At 63.3% G+C, this 20,263-nt stretch carries 18 protein-coding genes; 12 read left to right on the top strand and 6 right to left on the bottom strand.

The annotated features are described in order from the left end of the window. Positions 1 to 137 precede the first annotated feature (137 nt). From XB14_RS20270 to XB14_RS20260, 3 genes are all read left to right on the top strand, one after another. The gene (locus tag XB14_RS20270) at positions 138 to 749 is read left to right on the top strand and encodes a glutathione S-transferase family protein (protein WP_077963391.1); all 612 of its coding nucleotides are present in this window, start codon (positions 138 to 140) and stop codon (positions 747 to 749) included. A gap of 62 nt (positions 750 to 811) precedes the next feature. Then, positions 812 to 2,878, top strand: coding sequence for a pyridoxamine 5'-phosphate oxidase family protein (locus XB14_RS20265; RefSeq protein ID WP_077963390.1), 2,067 nt, complete (start codon positions 812 to 814; stop codon positions 2,876 to 2,878). A gap of 68 nt (positions 2,879 to 2,946) precedes the next feature. Next, positions 2,947 to 4,167 carry an adenylate/guanylate cyclase domain-containing protein gene (locus XB14_RS20260; RefSeq protein WP_077963389.1) on the top strand — a complete coding sequence of 407 codons (1,221 nt, stop codon included), beginning with the start codon at positions 2,947 to 2,949 and terminating at the stop codon, positions 4,165 to 4,167. A gap of 4 nt (positions 4,168 to 4,171) precedes the next feature. Here the strand turns inward: XB14_RS20260 and XB14_RS20255 are convergent, their stop codons facing one another. Then, positions 4,172 to 4,465 (bottom strand): DUF6074 family protein, encoded by a 294-nt coding sequence (locus tag XB14_RS20255; RefSeq protein ID WP_077963388.1) that lies wholly within the window; start codon positions 4,463 to 4,465, stop codon positions 4,172 to 4,174. 335 nt (positions 4,466 to 4,800) lie between these two features. On the opposite strand from XB14_RS20255, the gene XB14_RS20250 reads away from it, so the two are divergent. From XB14_RS20250 to XB14_RS20210, 9 genes are all read left to right on the top strand, one after another. Beyond that, entirely contained in the window at positions 4,801 to 6,519 is a 1,719-nt protein-coding gene (locus XB14_RS20250; protein ID WP_077963387.1) for an ABC transporter ATP-binding protein, read from the top strand. A gap of 98 nt (positions 6,520 to 6,617) precedes the next feature. Next, the gene (locus tag XB14_RS20245) at positions 6,618 to 8,180 is read left to right on the top strand and encodes a D-aminopeptidase (RefSeq protein WP_077963386.1); all 1,563 of its coding nucleotides are present in this window, start codon (positions 6,618 to 6,620) and stop codon (positions 8,178 to 8,180) included. Between the two features lie 78 nt (positions 8,181 to 8,258). Then, on the top strand, positions 8,259 to 9,044 hold the full coding sequence (locus XB14_RS20240; protein ID WP_077963385.1) for a pseudouridine synthase: 786 nt from the start codon (positions 8,259 to 8,261) through the stop codon (positions 9,042 to 9,044). Between the two features lie 228 nt (positions 9,045 to 9,272). Further along, positions 9,273 to 10,250, top strand: coding sequence for a tripartite tricarboxylate transporter substrate-binding protein (locus XB14_RS20235; protein WP_077963384.1), 978 nt, complete (start codon positions 9,273 to 9,275; stop codon positions 10,248 to 10,250). A gap of 218 nt (positions 10,251 to 10,468) precedes the next feature. Then, positions 10,469 to 10,930, top strand: a complete 462-nt coding sequence (locus XB14_RS20230; protein WP_077963383.1) for a tripartite tricarboxylate transporter TctB family protein — start codon at positions 10,469 to 10,471, stop codon at positions 10,928 to 10,930. Between the two features lie 10 nt (positions 10,931 to 10,940). Next, positions 10,941 to 12,446, top strand: a complete 1,506-nt coding sequence (locus XB14_RS20225) for a tripartite tricarboxylate transporter permease (protein WP_077963382.1) — start codon at positions 10,941 to 10,943, stop codon at positions 12,444 to 12,446. A gap of 170 nt (positions 12,447 to 12,616) precedes the next feature. Continuing rightward, positions 12,617 to 13,012, top strand: coding sequence for a hypothetical protein (locus XB14_RS20220; RefSeq protein ID WP_143348454.1), 396 nt, complete (start codon positions 12,617 to 12,619; stop codon positions 13,010 to 13,012). 89 nt (positions 13,013 to 13,101) lie between these two features. Continuing rightward, on the top strand, positions 13,102 to 13,800 hold the full coding sequence (locus XB14_RS20215; protein ID WP_179119624.1) for a helix-turn-helix domain-containing protein: 699 nt from the start codon (positions 13,102 to 13,104) through the stop codon (positions 13,798 to 13,800). A gap of 54 nt (positions 13,801 to 13,854) precedes the next feature. Then, a complete protein-coding gene (locus XB14_RS20210) occupies positions 13,855 to 14,070 on the top strand; it encodes a hypothetical protein (protein ID WP_077963379.1) in 216 nt (71 codons plus the stop codon). A 45-nt stretch (positions 14,071 to 14,115) separates the two neighbouring features. Here XB14_RS20210 and XB14_RS20205 read toward each other — a convergent pair whose 3' ends face one another. The 5 genes from XB14_RS20205 to repA all read right to left on the bottom strand — a co-directional run bounded on the left by XB14_RS20205 (position 14,116) and on the right by repA (position 20,134). Then, positions 14,116 to 15,282, bottom strand: a complete 1,167-nt coding sequence (locus tag XB14_RS20205) for an RHE_PE00001 family protein (protein ID WP_077963378.1) — start codon at positions 15,280 to 15,282, stop codon at positions 14,116 to 14,118. 204 nt (positions 15,283 to 15,486) lie between these two features. Next, complete coding sequence (locus tag XB14_RS20200) at positions 15,487 to 16,011, bottom strand: AAA family ATPase (protein ID WP_143348453.1); 525 nt, start codon at positions 16,009 to 16,011, stop codon at positions 15,487 to 15,489. A gap of 500 nt (positions 16,012 to 16,511) precedes the next feature. Further along, positions 16,512 to 17,780 carry a plasmid replication protein RepC gene (gene repC, locus XB14_RS20195; protein ID WP_077963376.1) on the bottom strand — a complete coding sequence of 423 codons (1,269 nt, stop codon included), beginning with the start codon at positions 17,778 to 17,780 and terminating at the stop codon, positions 16,512 to 16,514. Positions 17,781 to 17,935: 155 nt separating this feature from the next. Next, the gene (gene repB / locus XB14_RS20190) at positions 17,936 to 18,934 is read right to left on the bottom strand and encodes a plasmid partitioning protein RepB (RefSeq protein WP_077963375.1); all 999 of its coding nucleotides are present in this window, start codon (positions 18,932 to 18,934) and stop codon (positions 17,936 to 17,938) included. A 3-nt stretch (positions 18,935 to 18,937) separates the two neighbouring features. Beyond that, positions 18,938 to 20,134, bottom strand: coding sequence for a plasmid partitioning protein RepA (gene repA, locus XB14_RS20185; RefSeq protein ID WP_077963520.1), 1,197 nt, complete (start codon positions 20,132 to 20,134; stop codon positions 18,938 to 18,940). Positions 20,135 to 20,263 lie beyond the last annotated feature (129 nt).

Raw genomic sequence — 20,263 nt, 5'->3', positions numbered from 1 at the left:
CCAATATTCGGAAATCAGACTATCGAAGTCGCATTCTACTGCCGAAAATTGGAAAGTCATAGATTGATCTCGAAGGCGGTTCATCCCGAACCGCCGGAGGGCCGCGACGGTTCTCAAGCTCTTCGAGGACATCTTCCATGAAACTCTACCGCCATCCGCTCTCCGGCCACTCGCACCGGGCGCAGCTCTTCCTGTCGCTGCTCGGCGTGCCGCACGAGCTGATCGACGTCGATCTCAAGGCGCGGGCACACAAGGCGCCGGAGTTCCTGGCGCTCAATCCCTTCGGCCAGGTTCCGGTGCTCGACGACGAGGGCACGGTCATCGCCGACAGCAACGCCATCCTCGTCTATCTCGCCAAGAAGCTCGGCCGCATCGACTGGCTGCCGGAAGATCCGGCCGCAGCGGCAAAAGTGCAGAAATGGCTCTCGGTTGCCGCCGGCGACATCGCCTTCGGTCCGGCCGCCGCGCGTCTCGTCACGGTCTTCGGCGCCAATCTGCAGGCCGAGGACGCAATCGCCCGGGCGCACCGTGTGCTTGCCCAGATCGACGCCGAACTCACTGGCCACGACTTCCTCGTGGGCGCAAGGCCGACCATCGCCGACATCTCGCTCTACAGCTACATCTCCGCCGCGCCCGAAGGCAATGTTGACCTTTCCGACTACGCCCATGTGCGCGCCTGGCTTTCGCGCATCGAGCATCTGCCGGGCTTCGTCGGCTTCCAGAAGACCGCCGTCGGCCTTGCCGCCTGAGCCACCACCCCTGGGACGGCGCCGCCGTCCCAGGGGCCTCGTTTCAACCGGGACACCCGACCATGCCGGACAACGCACAACAGAAGAAGCCGGGTTCGCCCTGGCACGAAGGCGAACTTGCCATCCAACGCAGCCTCGGCGTCGCCGAGCGCATGGATGCGACCGGTCGCAATTTTGTACGCAGCTTCATGCCCGAGCAGCACCAGCAATTCTTCCCGATGCTGCCCTTCGCCATGTTCGGGGCCGTCGATGCGAACGGCGATGTCTGGGCGACGATGCGAGCCGCAGCCCCCGGCTTCATGCAGGCGCCTGATGCCTGGAACCTCGATGTCCGGCTGCCGCGCGACAGGGATGATCCGGCCGACGCCGGCATGGAGGACGCGCACTCCGTCGGGATGCTCGGCATCCAGCTCGAAACCCGCCGCCGGAACCGGCTGAACGGCGCGATCCGACGCGACGGCGACGACGGCTTCACGCTCCGCGTCCGCCAGAGCTTCGGCAACTGCCCGCAATATATCCAGCTTCGCCAGTTCGCTTTTGCGCGCGATCCGTACCAGCCAGCTTCTGTGCGGCCGGTCCATCATTCCGCCTTGGACGACCGCACGCGCGCAATCATCGCCAGTGCCGATACCTTCTTCGTCGCCTCCTATGTCGACCTCGACACCGGCGAGCGGCAGGTCGACGTCTCCCATCGCGGCGGCAAGGCCGGTTTCGTGCAGATCGGCGAAGACGGCGTGCTGACGATTCCAGATTTCTCCGGCAACCTGTTCTTCAACACGCTCGGCAACTTCATGGTCAATCCGCGCGCAGGACTGCTGTTCGTCGACTTTGCAACCGGCGACATGCTGCAGATGACCGGCAGCGCCGAGGTGATCCTTTCCTCGCCCGAGGTGGCGGCCTTTCAAGGAGCCGAACGCCTGTGGCGCTTCCGACCGGAAAAGGTCGTCTATCGTGAGGATGGCCTGCCGCTCCGCTGGGGCTTCGAGGAGGGCGGCTGGTCGCCGAGCCTCACATCCACCGGTGACTGGGACCAGGCGAAGGTCCGCCTTGAAGCCGCGGCCCTTGCCGATGCGTGGCGCCCGTTCCGCGTCGTCCGCGTCGAAGACGAGAGCACGACGATCCGCTCGCTCTACCTCGAACCGGACGACGGCGTCGGGCTCATGGCCCACCTGGCCGGCCAGCACCTGCCCGTTCGCATCAACGTCGACGACGGTCAAAGGCCGCTCGTCCGGAGCTATACGCTGTCCTCGGCGCCGACGGATGATCTCTACCGCATCAGCGTCAAGAAGGACGGAGTGGCTTCCCGGCACCTGCATGGGCTGAAGCCGGGCGATCGGATCGAGGCGCGGGCGCCTGCCGGCAGCTTCACGATCGACGGAACCGAGCGGCGGCCCGCCGTGCTGATCGGCGCCGGCGTCGGCATCACGCCGATCCTTGCCATGCTCAAGCACATCGTCGCCGAAAGCCGCCGCAAGCGGCGCACGCGCCCGACCTGGGTCTTTCAGGCCGCCCGTTCGCCGAAAGAGCGCGCCTTCGATCGGGAGATCGCCGATCTGGTCGCGGAAGGCGAGGGCAACATTCGTCTGGTGCGAGCGCTGAGCCAGCCCGCAACGGCCGCCGAAAACGGGGAATACGACATCGCCGGTCGAATCGACCTTAGCCATCTCAAGGCCACCCTGCCCTTCGACGACTACGATTTCTATCTCTGCGGTCCTGCCGCCTTCACCCAGTCGCTCTATGACGGTCTGCGGGCGCTCAACGTGGCCGATGCCCGCATCCACGCGGAGGCCTTCGGGCTGTCGTCGCTGACACGGCGGCCGGACGGCGGTTCCGCCCCGGCGACGGCACCGGCGGCCACCACCCCGGTTCACGTCGTCTTCGCCAGGTCGAGCAAGGAGGCGCGCTGGCAGCCGGGCGAAGGCACGCTGCTCGATCTGGCGGAGGCGCGGGGATTGAACCCGGAATACGGCTGCCGCAACGGCAGTTGCGGCTCCTGCCGGACACCGGTGCTGGAGGGCAGCGTGACCTACCCCTCGCAGCCTTCCTTCCCGGTCGCCGAAGGCGAAGCGCTCATCTGCTGCGCCGTGCCGGCGGAAAGCGAGGGGGGCAAACTGCATCTTTCGCTCTGAGCCCTGGTTCGGCTAAGGATGATGCACCACATCATCATGCAGTCGACCTCGGCCGAGCGGGATGCGCCATGAACGACCAACAGATCCGCAATATCGTGCTCTGGCTCTCCGAACAGGGCCTCAAGGGGCTGGACGAGCCGGAGCTCTTTGCCGGCTTCTGCGAGCAGTGTCGCGCCGCCGGTCTCGACCTTGCCCGCGCGCTCGGATTGATCGACACGTTGCACCCGGAATTCGAGGGGCGCGCCTTCCAGTGGAACGACGAAAGCGAGATCACGCCGGAAGTGATCCAGTACGGCTCGACGACCACGGGCGAAGCGCTGCTGAACTGGCAGAACTCGATCTTCTACCACATGCTTTGCGACCGAACCGCGGAGCGCCGCATCCGGCTTTCCTCCGACGAGGGCACCACCTACAACATATTGGACAAGCTGAAAGACGAAGGCCACACCGACTGCGTCAGCATGATCCACCACTTCACCGACCAGGGCCGCGTCGGCGAGATGGACTGTTTCTATTCCTACTGGACGACGCGAAGCGAAGGCGGCTTCAGCGAGAATGACATCGAGGCGCTCCGCATCCTTCTGCCGACGCTTGCGCTTGCGGTCAAAGCCGGCTCATGCGTGCGCATCATCAGCACGCTTGCGGACGTCTATCTCGGCGCCGACGCCGGCCAGCGCGTCGTCAAGGGCAGCATCGCGCGCGGGTCGGCCGAACGCATCGAAACGGTCATGTGGTTTTCCGACCTGCGCGGCTATACGCGCATCTCGGACACCGCCGCGCCCGACGAAATCATCCCGCTCCTCAACGACTATTCGGGAACCGTGATCACGGCCATTCACGACCATGGCGGCAGCGTGCTGAAGCTGATCGGTGATGGTGTCCTGGCAATCTTCAATGCCGACGATCCGGGAACCGCCTGCGCCAACGCGATCGCCGCCGAGCGGCAGCTGCGCCGCATGCTCGCGGAACTCAACGCCCGCCGGCAGGACGAGGGCAAGCCGACCACCGAGGTCTATCTCGGGCTTCACATCGGCGAAGTCTTTTACGGCAATATCGGCAGCCAGACACGTCTCGATTTCACCGTGGTCGGACCGGCGGTCAATGAGGTGAGCCGCATTTCGTCGATGTGTCGTTCCGTCGAGCGGCAGATGATCATGTCTTCTGAATTCGTCGCGGCCTGCCCGCGGGAAGAGCAGGAGCACGCAGTGTCGCTCGGCCGTTTTGCGTTGCGCGGCATCGCCAGGGCAAAGGAGCTGTTTACCTGGGATCCGGAGTTGCCGATACGGTAAGAGCCTACTGGCTCATCACGCCGGCGGAGAGGCGCGAGAGGTGGCGGTGCTGCAGCTCGGCCTGCACCTCGTCCTGAAAAACCAGGACCTGATGGCGCACTTCGTCTTCCGAACATCCGCAGGCGAAAAGCTCATCCGCGAGAGCGCGGCAGCGGCGACGCCAGAATTGCAGCGCTTCGGCACCGTGCAGATCTTCAAGCTCGGCAGCGGCGCTGCGAATGGCATGCAGTCGCCTGACCACCGGAAACGGAACGATGGTGTTGGTTTCCGTGGCTTCCACTGATTGATTGCTTGCCATCGTCTCGTTTGCCCCCTGGACTTCGTGCGTTGACGCGAACGCACAAAGACGCCCTACGCGTAGTGATATCGAGCAATGGCTCCGCTTCCGGTGTCCCCAACCGAAGGCGATTTGCTCTGCTGATTCCATTTCTACGAAGCCTATGGTTAACGTTTCCTTCCCTTCGGTACCGAAGCGACCCAATTGCGCCTCGAGAGATGAGAGACACCGTTCGCGTCACACGGGCGACACGCTTTTGCGCATTTCTGGGTTGGTTTCGCCCTAAAAACATGACATTGAAAATCATCTTTCTATCGGCGCCCCATGGCGCGCCCGCCCCCAGTGAGTGCACGTGCATGCTGAAGCGTTTCTTCGCGTTTTACCGCCCCTACCGGGGCCTGTTCATCCTCGACTTCTCCTGCGCCGTGCTGTCGGGCCTGCTGGAACTCGGCTTCCCGATCGCGGTGAAGCTGTTCGTCGACCAGCTTCTGCCGAGCCAGGAATGGACGCTGATCCTGCTGTCCTCGGTCGGCCTCCTCATCGTCTACCTCCTCAACACCGGCCTGATGGCGACCGTCACCTATTGGGGTCACATGCTCGGCATCAATATCGAGACGGACATGCGGCGCATGGCCTTCGACCACATGCAGAAACTCTCCTTCTCGTTCTTCGACAACCAGAAGACCGGCCATCTGGTCGGGCGGCTGACGAAGGATCTCGAAGAAATCGGCGAAGTCGCCCATCACGGGCCGGAGGATCTGTTCATCGCGGTCATGACCTTCATCGGCGCGCTGGTGCTGATGCTGATGGTGCACTGGCAACTGGCGCTGATCACGGCTGCGGTCGTGCCGTTGACCGCCTGGGTGACGAGCCGCTACGGCGGACGGATGACGCGGAACTTCCGCAATCTCTACGGCCGGGTCGGCGACTTCAACGCCCGCATCGAGGAGAATGTCGGCGGCATGCGCGTGGTGCAGGCCTTCGCCAACGAAGCGCATGAACGCAGCCTGTTTGAAACCGACAACCAGAACTATCGCCGCACCAAGCTCGAGGCATACCGCATCATGGCGGCAAGCACCTCGCTCAGCTACATGAGCATGCGGCTGACGCAGCTGATCGTGATGATCACCGGCTGCTATTTCGTGCTGACGGGCGAACTGACGAATGGCGGCTTCGTCGGCTTCCTGCTGTTGGTCGGCGTCTTCTTCCGGCCTGTCGAAAAGATCAACTCGGTCATCGAGACCTATCCGAAGGGCATCGCCGGCTTCAGGCGCTTCCTCGAACTGATGGAGACCGAACCCGACATCGAGGATCGGCCTGGTGCGACCGCCGTCGCCGGCCTCAAGGGCGACATCTCCTATCGCGGCGTTTCGTTCGGCTATAGCGCCGAGAAGCCGATCATCCAGAACATCGACCTGACGATCCATGCTGGCGAGACCATCGCCTTCGTCGGTCCGTCGGGCGCCGGCAAGACGACGATCTGCTCGCTGCTGCCGCGTTTCTACGAGGTGAGCGAAGGCGCAATCACAGTCGACGGCACCGATATCCGCGATATCACCCTGTCGTCGCTGCGTGGCCAGATCGGCATCGTGCAGCAGGATGTCTTCCTCTTTGCGGGCACCATCCGCGACAACATCGCCTATGGGCGGCTCGGGGCGAGCGAAGCCGATATCCTCGACGCGGCGCGCCGCGCCAAGCTCGATGGCATGATTGCAGCCCTCCCCGATGGCATGGACACGGTGATCGGCGAACGCGGCGTCAAGCTTTCCGGCGGGCAGAAGCAGCGGCTGGCGATCGCCCGCATGTTCCTGAAAAACCCGGCGATCCTCATTCTCGACGAGGCCACGTCGGCACTCGACACCGAAACCGAGAGAGCGATCCAGCAGTCGCTTGCCGAACTTTCCAAGGGGCGCACGACGCTGATCATCGCGCACCGGCTGGCAACGATCCGCGATGCCGACCGCATCGTCGTCGTCGATGGCAGCGGCATTCGCGAGCAGGGTCCGCACGCAACGTTGTTGGCCGCCAAGGGCGCCTATAGCCGGCTCTATCACGCCCAGGCAGGCGCCGGCTGAGGAGAGCTGCCGGCGCGGCATTGCATGTGCAGGGAGGGGGCGGTACGAACGCAGGCAAACTCCGCCCCTGCTCTTCGTCAGATCGATCCGCCAACACCATGTCTTTTCCTGAACTCTCCATCCTCGAACGCGCCTTGACAGCCCTGCCCCAGCACTATCCCGGTCCCGGCGGCGTCGCCGGCGTGGTCCGGGATGGGCGGGTTATCCTGCGCCATAGCTGGGGCTATGCGGACCTCGGCGCCCGCAGGCCGATGACGGCGGAAACGCGCATACCGATCTGCTCGATCACCAAGCATTTGACCTGCGCCGTGCTTCTGGACGCCGTCGGAGAGCCGGCGAAGCTCGACCGCGCACTCGACGCCTATCTGCCCCTGCTAGAAGGCAAGCGGCCGACCGCGGCTCATCTCTGTCACAACCAGTCTGGGCTGCGCGACTACTGGGCGCTGACCGTGCTCCAGGGCGCCACGCACGACGGCGTCTTCCGCCGCGAGGACGCACGCCCGCTGCTCTCCTCCGCGCGTTCGACGCATTTCGAGCCGGGCACGCGCTACTCCTATTCGAACGGCAATTTCCGCATCCTCGCCGACCTCATCGAAGAGCGTACCGGCCGCTCGATGGCCGAGCTCTACCAGCGCTCCGTCTTCGGTCCGGCCGACATGCAGACGGCTGCCCTTACCGCCGATACGAGCCTGCCGCCCGATGGCATCGTCGGCTACGAGGGCAACGAAACGGCTGGCTATTTCGAGGCGGCCAACCGCATCTATTGGGCAGGGGACGCCGGCATTTCCGCCTCGCTCGACGACATGCTCGCCTGGGAATGTTTCATCGACCGGACGCGCGGGGACGAGGGCGGCCTCTACCGCCGGCTTTCGGCACCGCAGGCCTATGCCGACGGCCGCCCGGCTTCCTACGGCTTCGGCCTTGCGCATGAAAAGATCGGCGACGTCGCCATCAGCGGCCATGGCGGCGCGCTCCGCGGCTTCCGCAGCCGCAGGCTTTACGCACCCACGGAGCGCCTTTCCGTCGTGGTGATGTTCAACCACGAAGCCGATGCCTACGCGGCGGCAACGACGGTGATGAAGGCAGCCCTTGGCCACAGCGATGCCGAGCCCGCGGTCGGCACCTGGGACGCCGGCGGCACCGAAAGCCATCTCGATCCGGAAACAGGCCTCGCGCTCGTCACCAGGCCCATCGGCAAATCCCGCGTTTCGCTGAGCTTCGCCACGGCTGCCGAATCGCTTGTCGCCGGCCCTGATGGCAGCGCGCACTCGGCCGCCGTTAGCCTTCGCGTGGATGGCGCCTCGCTCCACATGGACCGACCGCGCGAGAACCTCACGGTCAATGCCGCGCGCATTTCCGGCACCGCCAAGCCCGATATCGCCGGCCGCTACCATGCGGCAGAACTCGACGCCCATCTCGACATCGTCTCCACCAACGGCGTTTTCTATGGTGGTTTCGACGGTTCGCTCGGCACAGGCGCCATGCACGCCATGCGACCGCTGGCCGAAGATGTCTGGCTGCTTCGCTGCAAACGCTCGATGGACGCACCGGCGCCGGGAGATTGGACCGTGCTCATTTCGCGTGACGCAGAAGGCAAGGTTAAGGGGCTGACGATCGGCTGCTGGCTCGCCCGGCGGATCGACTATGCCAAGATCGGCTGATGCGGCACGCGCTCCGTCGGATATGTTAGGCGGAAGGGCGGCGAGGTGCCGTCTGACGAGGACACGGAAGACCACAGCGTGAAACAGAAGCGACCGACCGCCGCCCGCGAAACCGGCCGACGCCCGGCGGCCGATGCCGGCAAACGCGTGACGATCGCCCGCGCGCTTTCCAAGCTTGGTTACTGCTCACGCACGCAGGCCGAGACGCTCGTGCTTGAGGGGCGCGTCAGCATCAACGGACGCAAGACGGTGGATCTCACCGCATGGGTCGATATCGACAAGGATCGCCTCGCCGTAGACGGCAAGGCTGTTCTTGCCGAAGGCAAGGTCTACCTGATGCTGAACAAGCCGCGCGGACTGGTGACGACCCGGCATGACCCGGAAGGCCGGCCGACGGTCTTCGATTGCCTCAAGGACATCGACTCCGCCCATCTCTCTCCCGTCGGTCGTCTCGACAAGGCGAGCGAAGGCCTGCTGCTCTTTACCAACGACACGGTGCTTGCGCAGCGTCTGCTCGACCCGGAAACCCATGTCGGCAAGGTCTACCACGTGCAACTGGCCGGGCAGATCAACGAGGCGCAGCTAACACAAATGGTCGCCGGCATCGACGAAGGCGGCGAGACGTTGCGTGCGGCCCGGGCCCAAGGCTTGAGGGCGGGCGACCGCAACATGTGGATCGAGGTGGAGCTCGAAGAGGGTCGCAACCGCCAGATCCGCCGCATGCTCGACGCGCTCGGCTTCGAGGTGCTGCGGCTGCTGCGGGTTTCGATCGGGACGGTCGCTCTCGGCGATTTGCCGAAGGGCGCGACGCGTGCGCTCACTGCCGATGAGGTTTCCTACCTCAGGCAGCGTACTGGCCTTTGAGCAAGCCTGCGGCAGCGCATTGACGGTTGGCATGGGTGGAAATCCACCCATGCTGCGGGTCGCATGTTTCCAAATCCACCCAAAATCGCGTCGCCCGCGCGACAAATGCGTGCCGTCCACCCCTTAAGCCGTTGTCTGTGCTAGGATTGCACCTGCAAATGGGGGCATCCAGTACCGGCGTGGGAGGAAACCTTGCCGGCTGGCCATATTTCATCCGGGAGGAAGAAGATGAAAACCCTCAACACATTGCTTGGCGCCGTCGCCGCCCTTTCGCTTTTTGCCGTTTCCGCCAACGCACAGACCTATCCCGAACGTTCGATCACCATGGTCGTGCCCTTCTCCGCCGGCGGCCCGACGGATACAGTTGCGCGCCTCGTCGCTGAATCCATGTCGAAGGATCTCGGCCAACAGATCATCGTCGAGAATGTCGGCGGCGCCGGCGGCACGCTTGGTGCCGGCCGCGTCGCTCAGGCCGATCCGGACGGCTACACGGTGCTGCTCCACCATATCGGCATGGCAACGAGCGCCACGCTCTACCGCAAGCTCGCCTATGACACGCTGAACGCCTTCGAATATGTCGGCCTCGTTACCGAAGTGCCGATGACGATCGTCGCGCGCAAGAACCTCGAGCCGACCGACCTCAAGGGGCTCGTCGACTATGTGAAGGCGAACAAGGACACCGTTACCGTCGCCAACGCCGGCATCGGCGCCGCTTCGCATCTCTGCGGCATGATGTTCATGAGTGCCATCGAAACGCCGCTGACGACCGTGCCCTACAAGGGCACTGGCCCGGCGATGACCGATCTTCTCGGCGGTCAGGTCGACATCATGTGCGACCAGACCACCAACACCACGAAGCAGATCCAGGGCGGCACGATCAAGGCCTATGCGGTCACCTCGCCCGAGCGCCTGAAGGTCTTCCCGGATCTGCAGACCACCGCTGAAGGCGGTCTGTCGAACCTGCAGGTCGGCATCTGGCACGGCGTCTACACGCCGAAGGGTACGCCCGCCGAAGTGAACGAGCGCCTGTCGAAGGCTCTGCAGGTCGCGCTTAAGGATCCGAACGTCGTCGCACGCTTTGGCGAACTCGGCACCGAACCCTCTTCGGACGCCGACGCGACCCCGGCCGCACTGAAGACCAAGCTGGAAGGCGAGATCGCCCGCTGGAAGCCGGTGATCGAAGCAGCCGGTCAGTACGCCGACTGATCCATCGCTCATCGCGCCGCGCTCTCGATCGATGTCGGAGCGCGGCGGTTCTGGCATGGGATGGTCGCGTCGGTATCAGAGCCGGCGCCGTCAATGGCGGTTGACAGCTGTCAACGCGGCTAGCCCAATGTGCGAACCCGGCGTGAGCCGGCAATGCCAATGCGGGAGGCCGTCGACGCCTCGACCCGGCTACCCCCGCTAAAACAAATGGGGATACGATGAAATCACTCTCCTTCGACAGCACCAACGTGCTCTGCGGCGGGATCCTGACTGCGGTCGGGCTGTTCTTCGCCTGGCAGGCCTTCAACCTCGAGCTTGGCACGGCCTTTCGCATGGGCCCCGGCTATTTCCCGCTCTTGCTCGCGATCATCCTGACGATCCTCGGCATCGTGATCCTCGTGCAGTCCACCCGCGTCCAGGGGGAGCCGATCGGCGCGATCGCGCTGCGCGGCATGCTCTTCATTCTGCCGGCGCCGGTTTTTTTCGGCCTCACGGTCCGCGGCCTCGGCTTCGTGCCGGCACTGTTCTTCACGGCGCTGATCGCCTGCTTCGCGTCAGGCCGCATGACGCCACTGATGGCGTTGGCGCTTTCGGCGGGGCTGACAGCCTTCTCGGTCGCCGTGTTCAGCTACGGCCTCGGTCTGCCCTTCCAGCGCTTCGGCCCCTGGGTCCAGTTCTAGGAGGCGCATGATGGAACTCTTCAGCAATCTCGCGCTCGGTTTCGCGACCGCCGCCTCCCCTGCCAACCTGCTCTTCTGCCTGATCGGCGTGCTGCTCGGCACCCTGATCGGCGTCCTGCCCGGCATCGGCGCCACGGCGACCATCGCCATGCTCTTGCCGATCACCTTCCAGCTCGAGCCGGTCTCCTCGCTGATCATGCTCGCCGGCATCTATTACGGCGCGCAATATGGCGGCTCGACCACGGCAATCCTGATCAACATGCCGGGTGAATCCTCCTCGGCGGTCACGGCGATCGACGGCTACCAGATGGCCCGCAAGGGACGGGCCGGCGCCGCCTTGGCCATCGCAGCGCTTGGCTCGTTCTTCGCCGGCACGGTTTCGACTTTCCTCGTCGCAATCTTCGCGCCGCCGCTGACGGAAATCGCCCTGAAGTTCGGTGCCGCCGAATACTTCTCGCTGATGATCGTCGGCCTCGTCTCGTCGATCGCGCTCGCGCACGGGTCGATCGTCAAGGCACTTGCGATGGTCGCGCTGGGGCTGCTGCTCGGCCTCGTCGGCACCGACATCTATTCCGGCACGCCCCGCTTTACCCTCGGCATCCGCGAATATGCCGATGGCCTCAATTTCGTGGCGCTTGCCGTCGGTGTCTTCGGCATCGCCGAAATTCTGCGCAACCTTGAAAACGAGCGTACCCGCGAGGTGCTGATGGCGAAGGTCACCGACCTGATGCCGACGCGCGACGACTTCAAGCGCATGTTCGCGCCGGTCGTGCGCGGCACCATCATCGGCTCGGCGCTTGGCATCCTGCCCGGCGGCGGCGCGATCCTGGCCGCCTTCGCCTCCTACACGGTGGAGAAGCGCGTCTCGGATCGCCCCGAAGAGTTCGGCCACGGCGCCATCGCCGGCGTCGCCGGTCCGGAAAGCGCCAACAATGCCGGCGCGCAGACGTCGTTCATTCCGCTGCTGACCCTCGGCATTCCCGCCAATCCGGTGATGGCCTTGATGATCGGCGCGATGATCATTCAGGGCATCGTGCCCGGTCCGAACGTCGCCTCCGAACAGCCGGCCCTCTTCTGGGGCATCATCGCCTCAATGTGGATCGGCAACCTGATGTTGGTGGTCCTGAACCTGCCGCTGATCGGGCTCTGGGTGAAGCTGCTCAAGATCCCCTATTACGTGCTGTTCCCGATCATTATGGCCTTCTGCTCGATCGGGGTATACAGCGTCAACTCCAACGTCTACGACCTCTATGCCGTCGCCTTCTTCGGCCTGGTCGGCTACCTGCTCCTGAAGCTGCGTTGCGAACCGGCGCCGCTACTGCTCGGCTTCGTGCTCGGACCGCTGCTCGAAGAAAATCTCCGCCGGGCCATGATCCTGTCGCGCGGCGACCCGACGACCTTCGTCACACGGCCGATCAGCGCCATCCTGCTTCTGATCGCAGCTCTGGTGCTCGTTGTCGTGTTCCTGCCGAGCGTCAAGGCCAAACGCCAGCAGGTCTTCGTCGAGGAAGACTGAGAAAAATCGGAAATTATAACATATAATCAATACTTTAACATACCGTGCGGATCTCATCCGCGCGGTTCTTTTTTGCATGCGGCATTCTGCCCCTGCGCGGTTTGCCACATTGAGCTTTATCAAGCCGGTCGCCTATCTCTGCCTCATCGAAACAGGAGTAGGCCGGAGCGATGACAAGTCGCGCAAAAACCAGATGGGACAATGCCCTGCGCATGCTCTGCGCCGCGGCACTATTCCTGCTTGGTTTTGCCCATCTCGGCCCGGCCCTGGCCGCTCCCCTGCCGGCGATCGAGCGGGCGCTCTATGCCCTGCCCGACGGATCCCTGCCCGACTTTTGCCAGACAGGGCTGGGCGAAGACGGCAAGGATCAGCCCGGTCATAAACACGTCTGCAGCGCCTGTCGGTTCTTCTGGGCTCTGCTGGCGCCGCCGAACGGTTCGCCCGGCGAACGTCTGGAAGGAAGCCGCACCCCCGCAGTGCCGATCACGGCGGTTCGGCCGACGCCACAATTTCACTCACCGAATGCCAGTCCGCGAGGCCCGCCGCAGGTCGTCACCCGGCTTTGACCTCTGTTGACAGCTGTCAACATCCCCTTCGGCGCCGGTCGGCATCGAGGCGTGACGCCTCGCTTGCATCGGTCATGCGGACGTTTTTCATGCCAGAAACCCTGATCACCACCGCCGCACCAGCGGCTCCCCCTCGCGCGTCCCCGATGAGGCCTCCGCGCCCGGCGATAAGCAGTCGCGTCGTCGGCGAGAACCTGACCCTGCTTTACGAGGGCGGTCGCAACCGCTCGCTCTACCGCGTCGTCGACGGCTGCGTCGTGCTTTCGCAGCTTCTCGACGACGGACGGCGGCAAATCACCGACGTGCTCGGACCCGGCCGGCTCTTCGGCTTCACCGTCGACGGTCGCAATATCGCCACTGCCGAAACGCTCAGCATCGCGCGCATCGAGCCTTTGGGCGACGCCGACCTCAATGCCACCAACCCAGCCGTTGCAAGCGAGCTGAAAACGACACTCCAGCGGATGCAGGTCCATGCCACCCTGCTTGGCCGCAAGACCGCCAGCGAGAAGGTCGCGAGCGCCCTGGTCGAACTGGCGCGCCTGTTCAACCGGACGGGGCGCAACGGCGCCCCTGCCCGGCTGAGTTTCCATCTGCACCTCACGCGCGCCGACCTCGCGGACTGGCTGGGCCTTACCGTCGAAACGGTCAGCCGCTGTCTCAACCGCTTCAAGCGCGAAGGCCTGATCGACTTCAGCCACCCGAAGACAATGCGCGTCCTCGACCCCGAACGCCTCGAGGCCACTGCCGGCTTCACCCGCCACCGGGCCGGCGACGCCGCGCGGCCCTGAATAGACCACGCGCCGCCTGTCCCCCCATGCGGCCACCCACGCAAAGGAAAAGCAATGATTGCGAGACTCGTCTACCACGTGCCGGTGTTCGGCTGGATGCTGAAGGAGGCCGTGCAGGGCTCACAGACGGCCAAGGTGCTGTTCCTCGTCAACTGCGCGCTGATATGGCTGCTCGCCATCGTCACCTTCGGATATCCGGCAATCATCATCCCGGCATTGACGCTCGTGCCCGTGATCTTCGTTCTGTTGATCCTGATCACGACGGGCTGACCGCATTCACCCTGGCGCTAGCCCGCTGTGCGGGCGCGTCCTCGGCTAAAGCACACCCCAGCCGCGGTAACGCCCGCGGCCGGTCATTTCGCGAATGCCGAGTTCGCGAACGAGGTTCAGCGCGCCGCGTGGCGTCACGCCAACATGCTTGGCCACCAAAGCCGCCGAAACGATCGGTCGTGACAGAACCAGCTCGATCAAGCCCGGCAGGCTGCTGTTGGAACGACGATCGCGAATGCGCATATCCATCTGGGTCTTGGCCAACGACAGCCGGTCGAGCTCTTTCAGACCGAGGTCGGCCGTTACCGTCATCGCCTCCAGAAACGCGCTCCAGCGGGTCGAGGCATCTTGGGACCGGCGGCGCTCGTGGCGGATCGTCTTCAGCCCGGTGTTGAACGACAGCAGATGCGTCGTGACCTTGCCTCTTGAACGCAGATAGGCGCCGACGAGCAGCGCCCCCAGCCAATGCTGACGGCGCAAGGGTTCCTTGCGATCCCAGGCGTCGAAGAGCAAGGCGGCGCCAAGACAGGGCGGCAGTTGATCGGCCGCCGCGAGCATCTGGCGCCAATCGTCAAGCCGCGCGTCCTCATCCCAATCCTCATCGAAGAGCAGGCCGAGTTGTCCCACGGGCTCCCGGGCCGCTGCGAGGGCCGCCCGTTCCGCGATCTCCAGCGTATCCTGGTCATGGGCGTCGAGCAGGCGCTGCGAGCGGGCGATGGCCGCATCGATGGCCGCGAACTCGGCAGCCATCGGATTGCCATCCCCTTCCTCGAGCGCTGGCTCGGGCTCGAGGTCGCTACCATCCACCGTTTGCCTTTCCTCCGACGGCGCGGCCGGCGTGACATAGGCTGGATCCGCGGTTGCGCTCTGTTCGCCCCTGAGTGCGGCGAGCCCCTGGGCGGACAGAGCCCAGCCGGGCTCGGCCAGCCAGATGCGACGGCGGGCTTTCAGGACGGAGTGGGCGATGGTCAGTTCATGGGTCGGCGTTCGCGCATCCATATGGGCGTCGTGCAGGACAAGATCTTCGACATGCACGAGTTCTCCCGCTACCCAAAGCGCTGCAACGGCATCAAAGAAATGCCCGCGCTCGCGGTAACCCTCCTCCACCACATGGCGGTTCGTGCGTTCATCGAGGCGCGCCAATGCGTCTTCGGCCGAAATCATAAGGGGGATCAGCGTCGGGTGGTAAGGATCGGGAGACTGGTAGCGCATTATTGAACGAAGACGGTTGCTGCGAAAACGGAACGTAACACGAGAATCATTTCCGCCACAGGCAAGAGACGTTTTCTCCACTGATTGAAGACCGGCAGGCCGGCAATGCCGATCCGAGCGAACGACCGGACGGTGGCACTTCTCCTTCCGTGTCACCCTTATTTCTGTGGCCGGACATGCTTCCCGGCAGTGCGTTGACAGCTGTCAACCGCGATCCGTCCCGTCGTCGGAGGACACCGAACCCAACAGTTCCTCCAGGATGATCTGCGCCGTCTCCTCCGCACCAACCGTGTTCGCAATCACCCGCCCCAGGGCGTGCAGATTTGGCTGGATGGCTTCAAAGGTGGCTACGACCGCATCCCCCATCCGGCTACGCCCTTCGCGGTTCGCCTCCCGTTGAACGACCGTCTCAAGCGGCGCCCACAGGGTAAAGACATGGACGGATAGGTTCAGCGGCAGCTGGCCTTGGAACAGGGTTATGCTCTCTGGCCGCTCGAAAACGTAATCGAACAGGACGCGTCTCGCCCCCATTTCCACATAGCTGGCAACAAGCGCGGCACCGGCTCTATAGGTTGATCCGGCTCCCAGGTGTTCGCGGACGTTTTCCGGGGCGAAGTGACGCAACGCATCACCCGAAATATTGATCGCTCCATCCCAACGGCTCGCAAGGATTCGGCTCACTGTCGATTTGCCGACACCCGCCGGCCCATTGATGATCACGACTTGCACCACTTGCTTCCGTCCTCCTAAGGCCAAGCACTCGTTGCCCGGGACGTGGAGCGAAGAATAAACCGGCCCCGTCTTTGCCAGGATCTTTCGCAACTTGAGACCGACATCACGCGCTCCAGCCTCTCTGCCAGGGGAGGGGGCCTTTGCATGCCAAAAGCAAGCGCGGTTGACAGCTGGCAACAGCCTGCGAATCCACGAGTTTGTCCATCTGGTAGCCACGTAGGCAGTGAGGCTCGATTTTCATCATCCCGCTCTAAGAGGAGAAAATTGAAGCGTTTCCGGTCTCGTCCGAGCAACGGAACAGAACGCCTCCTTACTTTCCGAAAGAGACGGAAACCACAATGTTTTCCGGGGAATGGCGCAGGTCTGAAAACAGCCTCAAGCGTAAGAATAACGTAGAGATGTCAACGAATCCCTTCAGCCCACAGTGTCCCGCATTTCCCCGTCACAGACAAGTCAGGGCGTTCCCGCCCATGCGACAGTCCGGGCTCTCTTATGCCTCATCCGCTCCTGGCAACAATTCCCGCCTGGGCTCGCAGACGCGCCGAGAGCATCGCCGACACGGTGAACGTCCGGCTTCTTGCCCGACGCGTCAGGTCACGCAGATATCCCCCGGCCGAATGGATGTGCTCGGACCGTTCGAGCAGGCACGCGAGCACCGTCGCGGTCGTTTCGGGACCGAGTACCGTGCAAGCCTCGTCGTAGGCCTCGGAACTGATACCGAGCATCGTCCTGACGACGGTTGCAGCCGTAAACATGTCGCGCCAGCTGCCAATGTGCCCTGTCGGTCCATAGTCTCGGATCTGAGGGCACGCTTTCAACACCACCGGCAGCGCGATGACATGATCGTGCAGTCGGGAAGGGGAGGGTAACGGTGGGTGTCCTGCGACGGCTTCACCATCGGCGCCGAATTGCGTCTCGGCGTCTGCCTGATCCGAAATTCCCCTTTCAGGCCTTTCACGAGCGATTTCAGATTCAGATTGATAATCGGATTCTGAATTCTGTATGTGCCGCTCATCCTGGCGTTCATTGGCGGCCATATTCTGCGTTTTCAGCAAGTTTTCCAGATAATTAGTCAGATTGTCGCGCAGTGCCGAGAGAAGGTCGAGGGTGCGCTCCACTTCGGTGATCGAAGGTTTGCGTGAGAGTGCCATGTAGACGGCCTGGCACTGAGTGTCTGCCTCGTCGGCAAGGAGGATGTCGGATGAACGCAAGAGCTCGACGAGCTTGATGACATCGCGGCGGCAAAGGCTTAAGCGTTCGCGCATCACCTGAAGGTATCGACGGTCAGCTTCCAGCCGCGCGGCTTCCGCCGCAAATTCGGAGGCGCGCGTCAGCATCGGTGCGAGATCGAAGCCAAAGGCCTGGCCGATGGTGCCCTTGCGATCACGCCGGGCGTAACGCTTGCCGTTGGGGCTGTCGCGCCGCAGGATGAGGCCAGCCTCGACAAGAGCCGTCAGGTGCCGCCTCAATGTCGTCTCGGCCATGCCGTGCGTGCGGACGGCAAGCTGCTCATTCGACGGAAAGACGACGAGCCCGGCGGACGGGTCGAGTTCAGTTTTCGGATAGAAAGACAGCAGTGCATTCAACACCGCAAGCGAACGATCGGAAACCCCAAGGCTGGTCTTGGCGGCACATACCGTTCGAAACAATTTCCACTTGTCGACGCTCCCGTCGTCGACGGCCGGTGCGCTGGAAAGTTGGTGCGCCAACATCCCAAGCGTCATCGACCGCCGCCCGAAGGGCGTCGTGACAATCCCACGATCCATTTTTCTTCACCTTTTCCAAGGCAAAAGAAATCCGTTCGCCGAAACGACGTTGAAAACTCTTGACACCGATTCGCGGAAATGGGATTCTCTAGTTGCTACACGAGAGAAGGGTTTCCGCAGCGCTAGTCGTTCGGGAGCCTTTTTCTTTTGCTCAGTTAGTCTCCTGTTTCCTCTTGATATTCGAGGTACAGAGATTTGAGCCTCTGCCTCACGAAATCTGCAAAGCCCGGTGCTGCCTTGCTGCTGAAGGCAAGCGTCGTCTCGCCGTCCGTTTCACGGATACGCACCGGGGTTGTGTTGTCTGGTGCCAGCCATGGGATCGGCTTGGCACGCGCCCTGGAGGCGCTTAAGAAAGTGCACAAGGCGTCGAAACGCTGATCACTGCCGGCCTTCTGGAATTCTCTGCCTTGCATGAAGGCATCTGCTGCTTCGGGCTTGCCGTCCAGCGCGAAGAGGTCAGCGAGTTCAAACCAACGGCGGCGCCCGATCGACGGCGCAGGACCGATGGCTTCGATCGCTGCAATCGGTAGCCGGCGAACAACCGAAATCATCTTCGACAGGGCGGCCTTGTCGACGCCCAGCGCGGACATGATGATCTCACGCGAAAATCCACGATCCTCAAGGCGGCTAGCAAAGAGCGAGCGCTCGATGAAGGAGAGGTCGGAACGCGCGTTGTTTTCCTGTCCCTGCGAGACGACCAACTGCTCGTCGTTGAGATTGCGGACGACGGCGCGAACGTGGCTGCCGATCTTGCGGGCGGCTGCGAGCCGGCGATGACCGTAGGCGACCTGGTACCGCCCCTCGGCAGTCGGGTGCGGTCGCACCAGGATCGGCACCTGTTGGCCGTGCTCACGCATCTGTTCAGCAAGGCTCATTTGCGCTTCGGCCGCAATCCCGAGGCGATCGACGATGAAGGACGCATCGATGAGCGCCGGATCGAGTTCGACGACGGCAAGCCCTTCGGCGAGTTGCCGTTCGAGCTCCTGGGCGCGTTCGACCTTCTGCGTGATGTTCGACAGCGAACGGGTGATGCCTCCGACGGCGGTCGAGGGCCGTGCACCGGCAGTCAGCCCGGCGATCGGCCGGTCATTGCCGGGTGCCAGGTTGGCGTCGTCGATGCGCTCGGATATCCCGATGAGGTTCTTGCGGGCCATGGATTACCTCCTCCCCCAGACCTTGCGGACCAATTCCTCGATCTCGCCATTGACGAGGTTGAGTGAGTCCATGGCGCGGTCGTAGGTGCCGCGGACAAACTGCGAGCGCTCGACTTCATAGAGCGTTTGCTTCGTCACGCCGGCGTCGGAGATGGCGGTCGACTTCACCATGGCGTTCTGCAGCATGCGATTGCCGAAGATGGCGCGCATGAAACCGGTCATCTGGCTCTGAGGACCGTCGTTCGGTTCGAACCGTGTTCCGAGATAGCGCATCCAATCATAACTGGTGCGGCCGCCCGCCTTCTCGACGACGCTCATCAACTCGCTCGTCATCGACAGGAACTGCGACATCGACATGACGTCGAGCATCTGCGGGTGCACCGTGATCAGAACCGAGGTGGCGGCGCAGAGCGCTGACATGGTGAGGAAGCCGAGCTGCGGCGGGCAATCGATGACGACGATGTCGTAGAAGCTCTCGATATCGGCGAGCACATCGCCGATACGGGCAAAGAAGAGGGTCTCGGCGGCACCGCCGGTCATCATTGCCTTCGGCGTTTCGTGTTCGAACTCCATGAGTTCGAGATTGCCGGGGATCAGATGCAGGTTGGCGGTGTAGGTCGACCGTACGATATCGGCTATCGGCCGCGGGGCGTCGTAGCGGATTGACCCATAGAGCGTTTCGCCTTCGCCGACATCCAGTTCCGGCTGATGGCCGAACAGCGCCGAAAGCGAGGCCTGCGGATCGAGATCGATCGCCAGCGTGCGATAGCCGCGAAGCGCCAGATATTGGGCGAGATGGGCGGATGTCGTCGTCTTTGCCGACCCGCCCTTGAAGTTCATGACGGACAGGACCTGCAGCTTTTCATCGCCGCGCCGATGCGGGACATACTTGCCCGACTTGCCGCCATCGTCGAGAACCCGGCGGATACGCTCGATATCGGAAACGGCATACATGCGCCGACCGTTTGACAAGGGCGCCGGGCCATGACCCTCTGAGGCCACCTGCCTCAGATAGCCTTCGCCGATTCCGATGAAGGCGGCCGCTTCGGCAGGACTGAAGAGGCGCATCTGCTTTTGTGCCTGCGGGGGGAAGATTTTCTTTTGGTGCTGCTGCAACTGATGGGCAAGTTCCAAAGCATCGGCAGCCAGAAGCGTCGGCAGATGCTCCTGTGCGTCCTGGCTCTGAATTTTTTGCTGCAACATCGATATCCCCGAAAACTGCGCAAAAATCGTCATATCCGGACAATATGCGCAGATGCACTATGCTCCGATTCGGCGCGGTTTTACAAATGCATAGCGTTTTGGCCGATGTCCCGGCCTCGCGGTTGA

Source organism: Ensifer adhaerens, assembly GCF_002007205.1.
GTDB lineage: Bacteria > Pseudomonadota > Alphaproteobacteria > Rhizobiales > Rhizobiaceae > Ensifer > Ensifer adhaerens_D.
The sequence above is the reverse complement of the archived record's forward strand: the minus strand, read 5'-3'. Positions and strand labels throughout refer to the sequence as shown.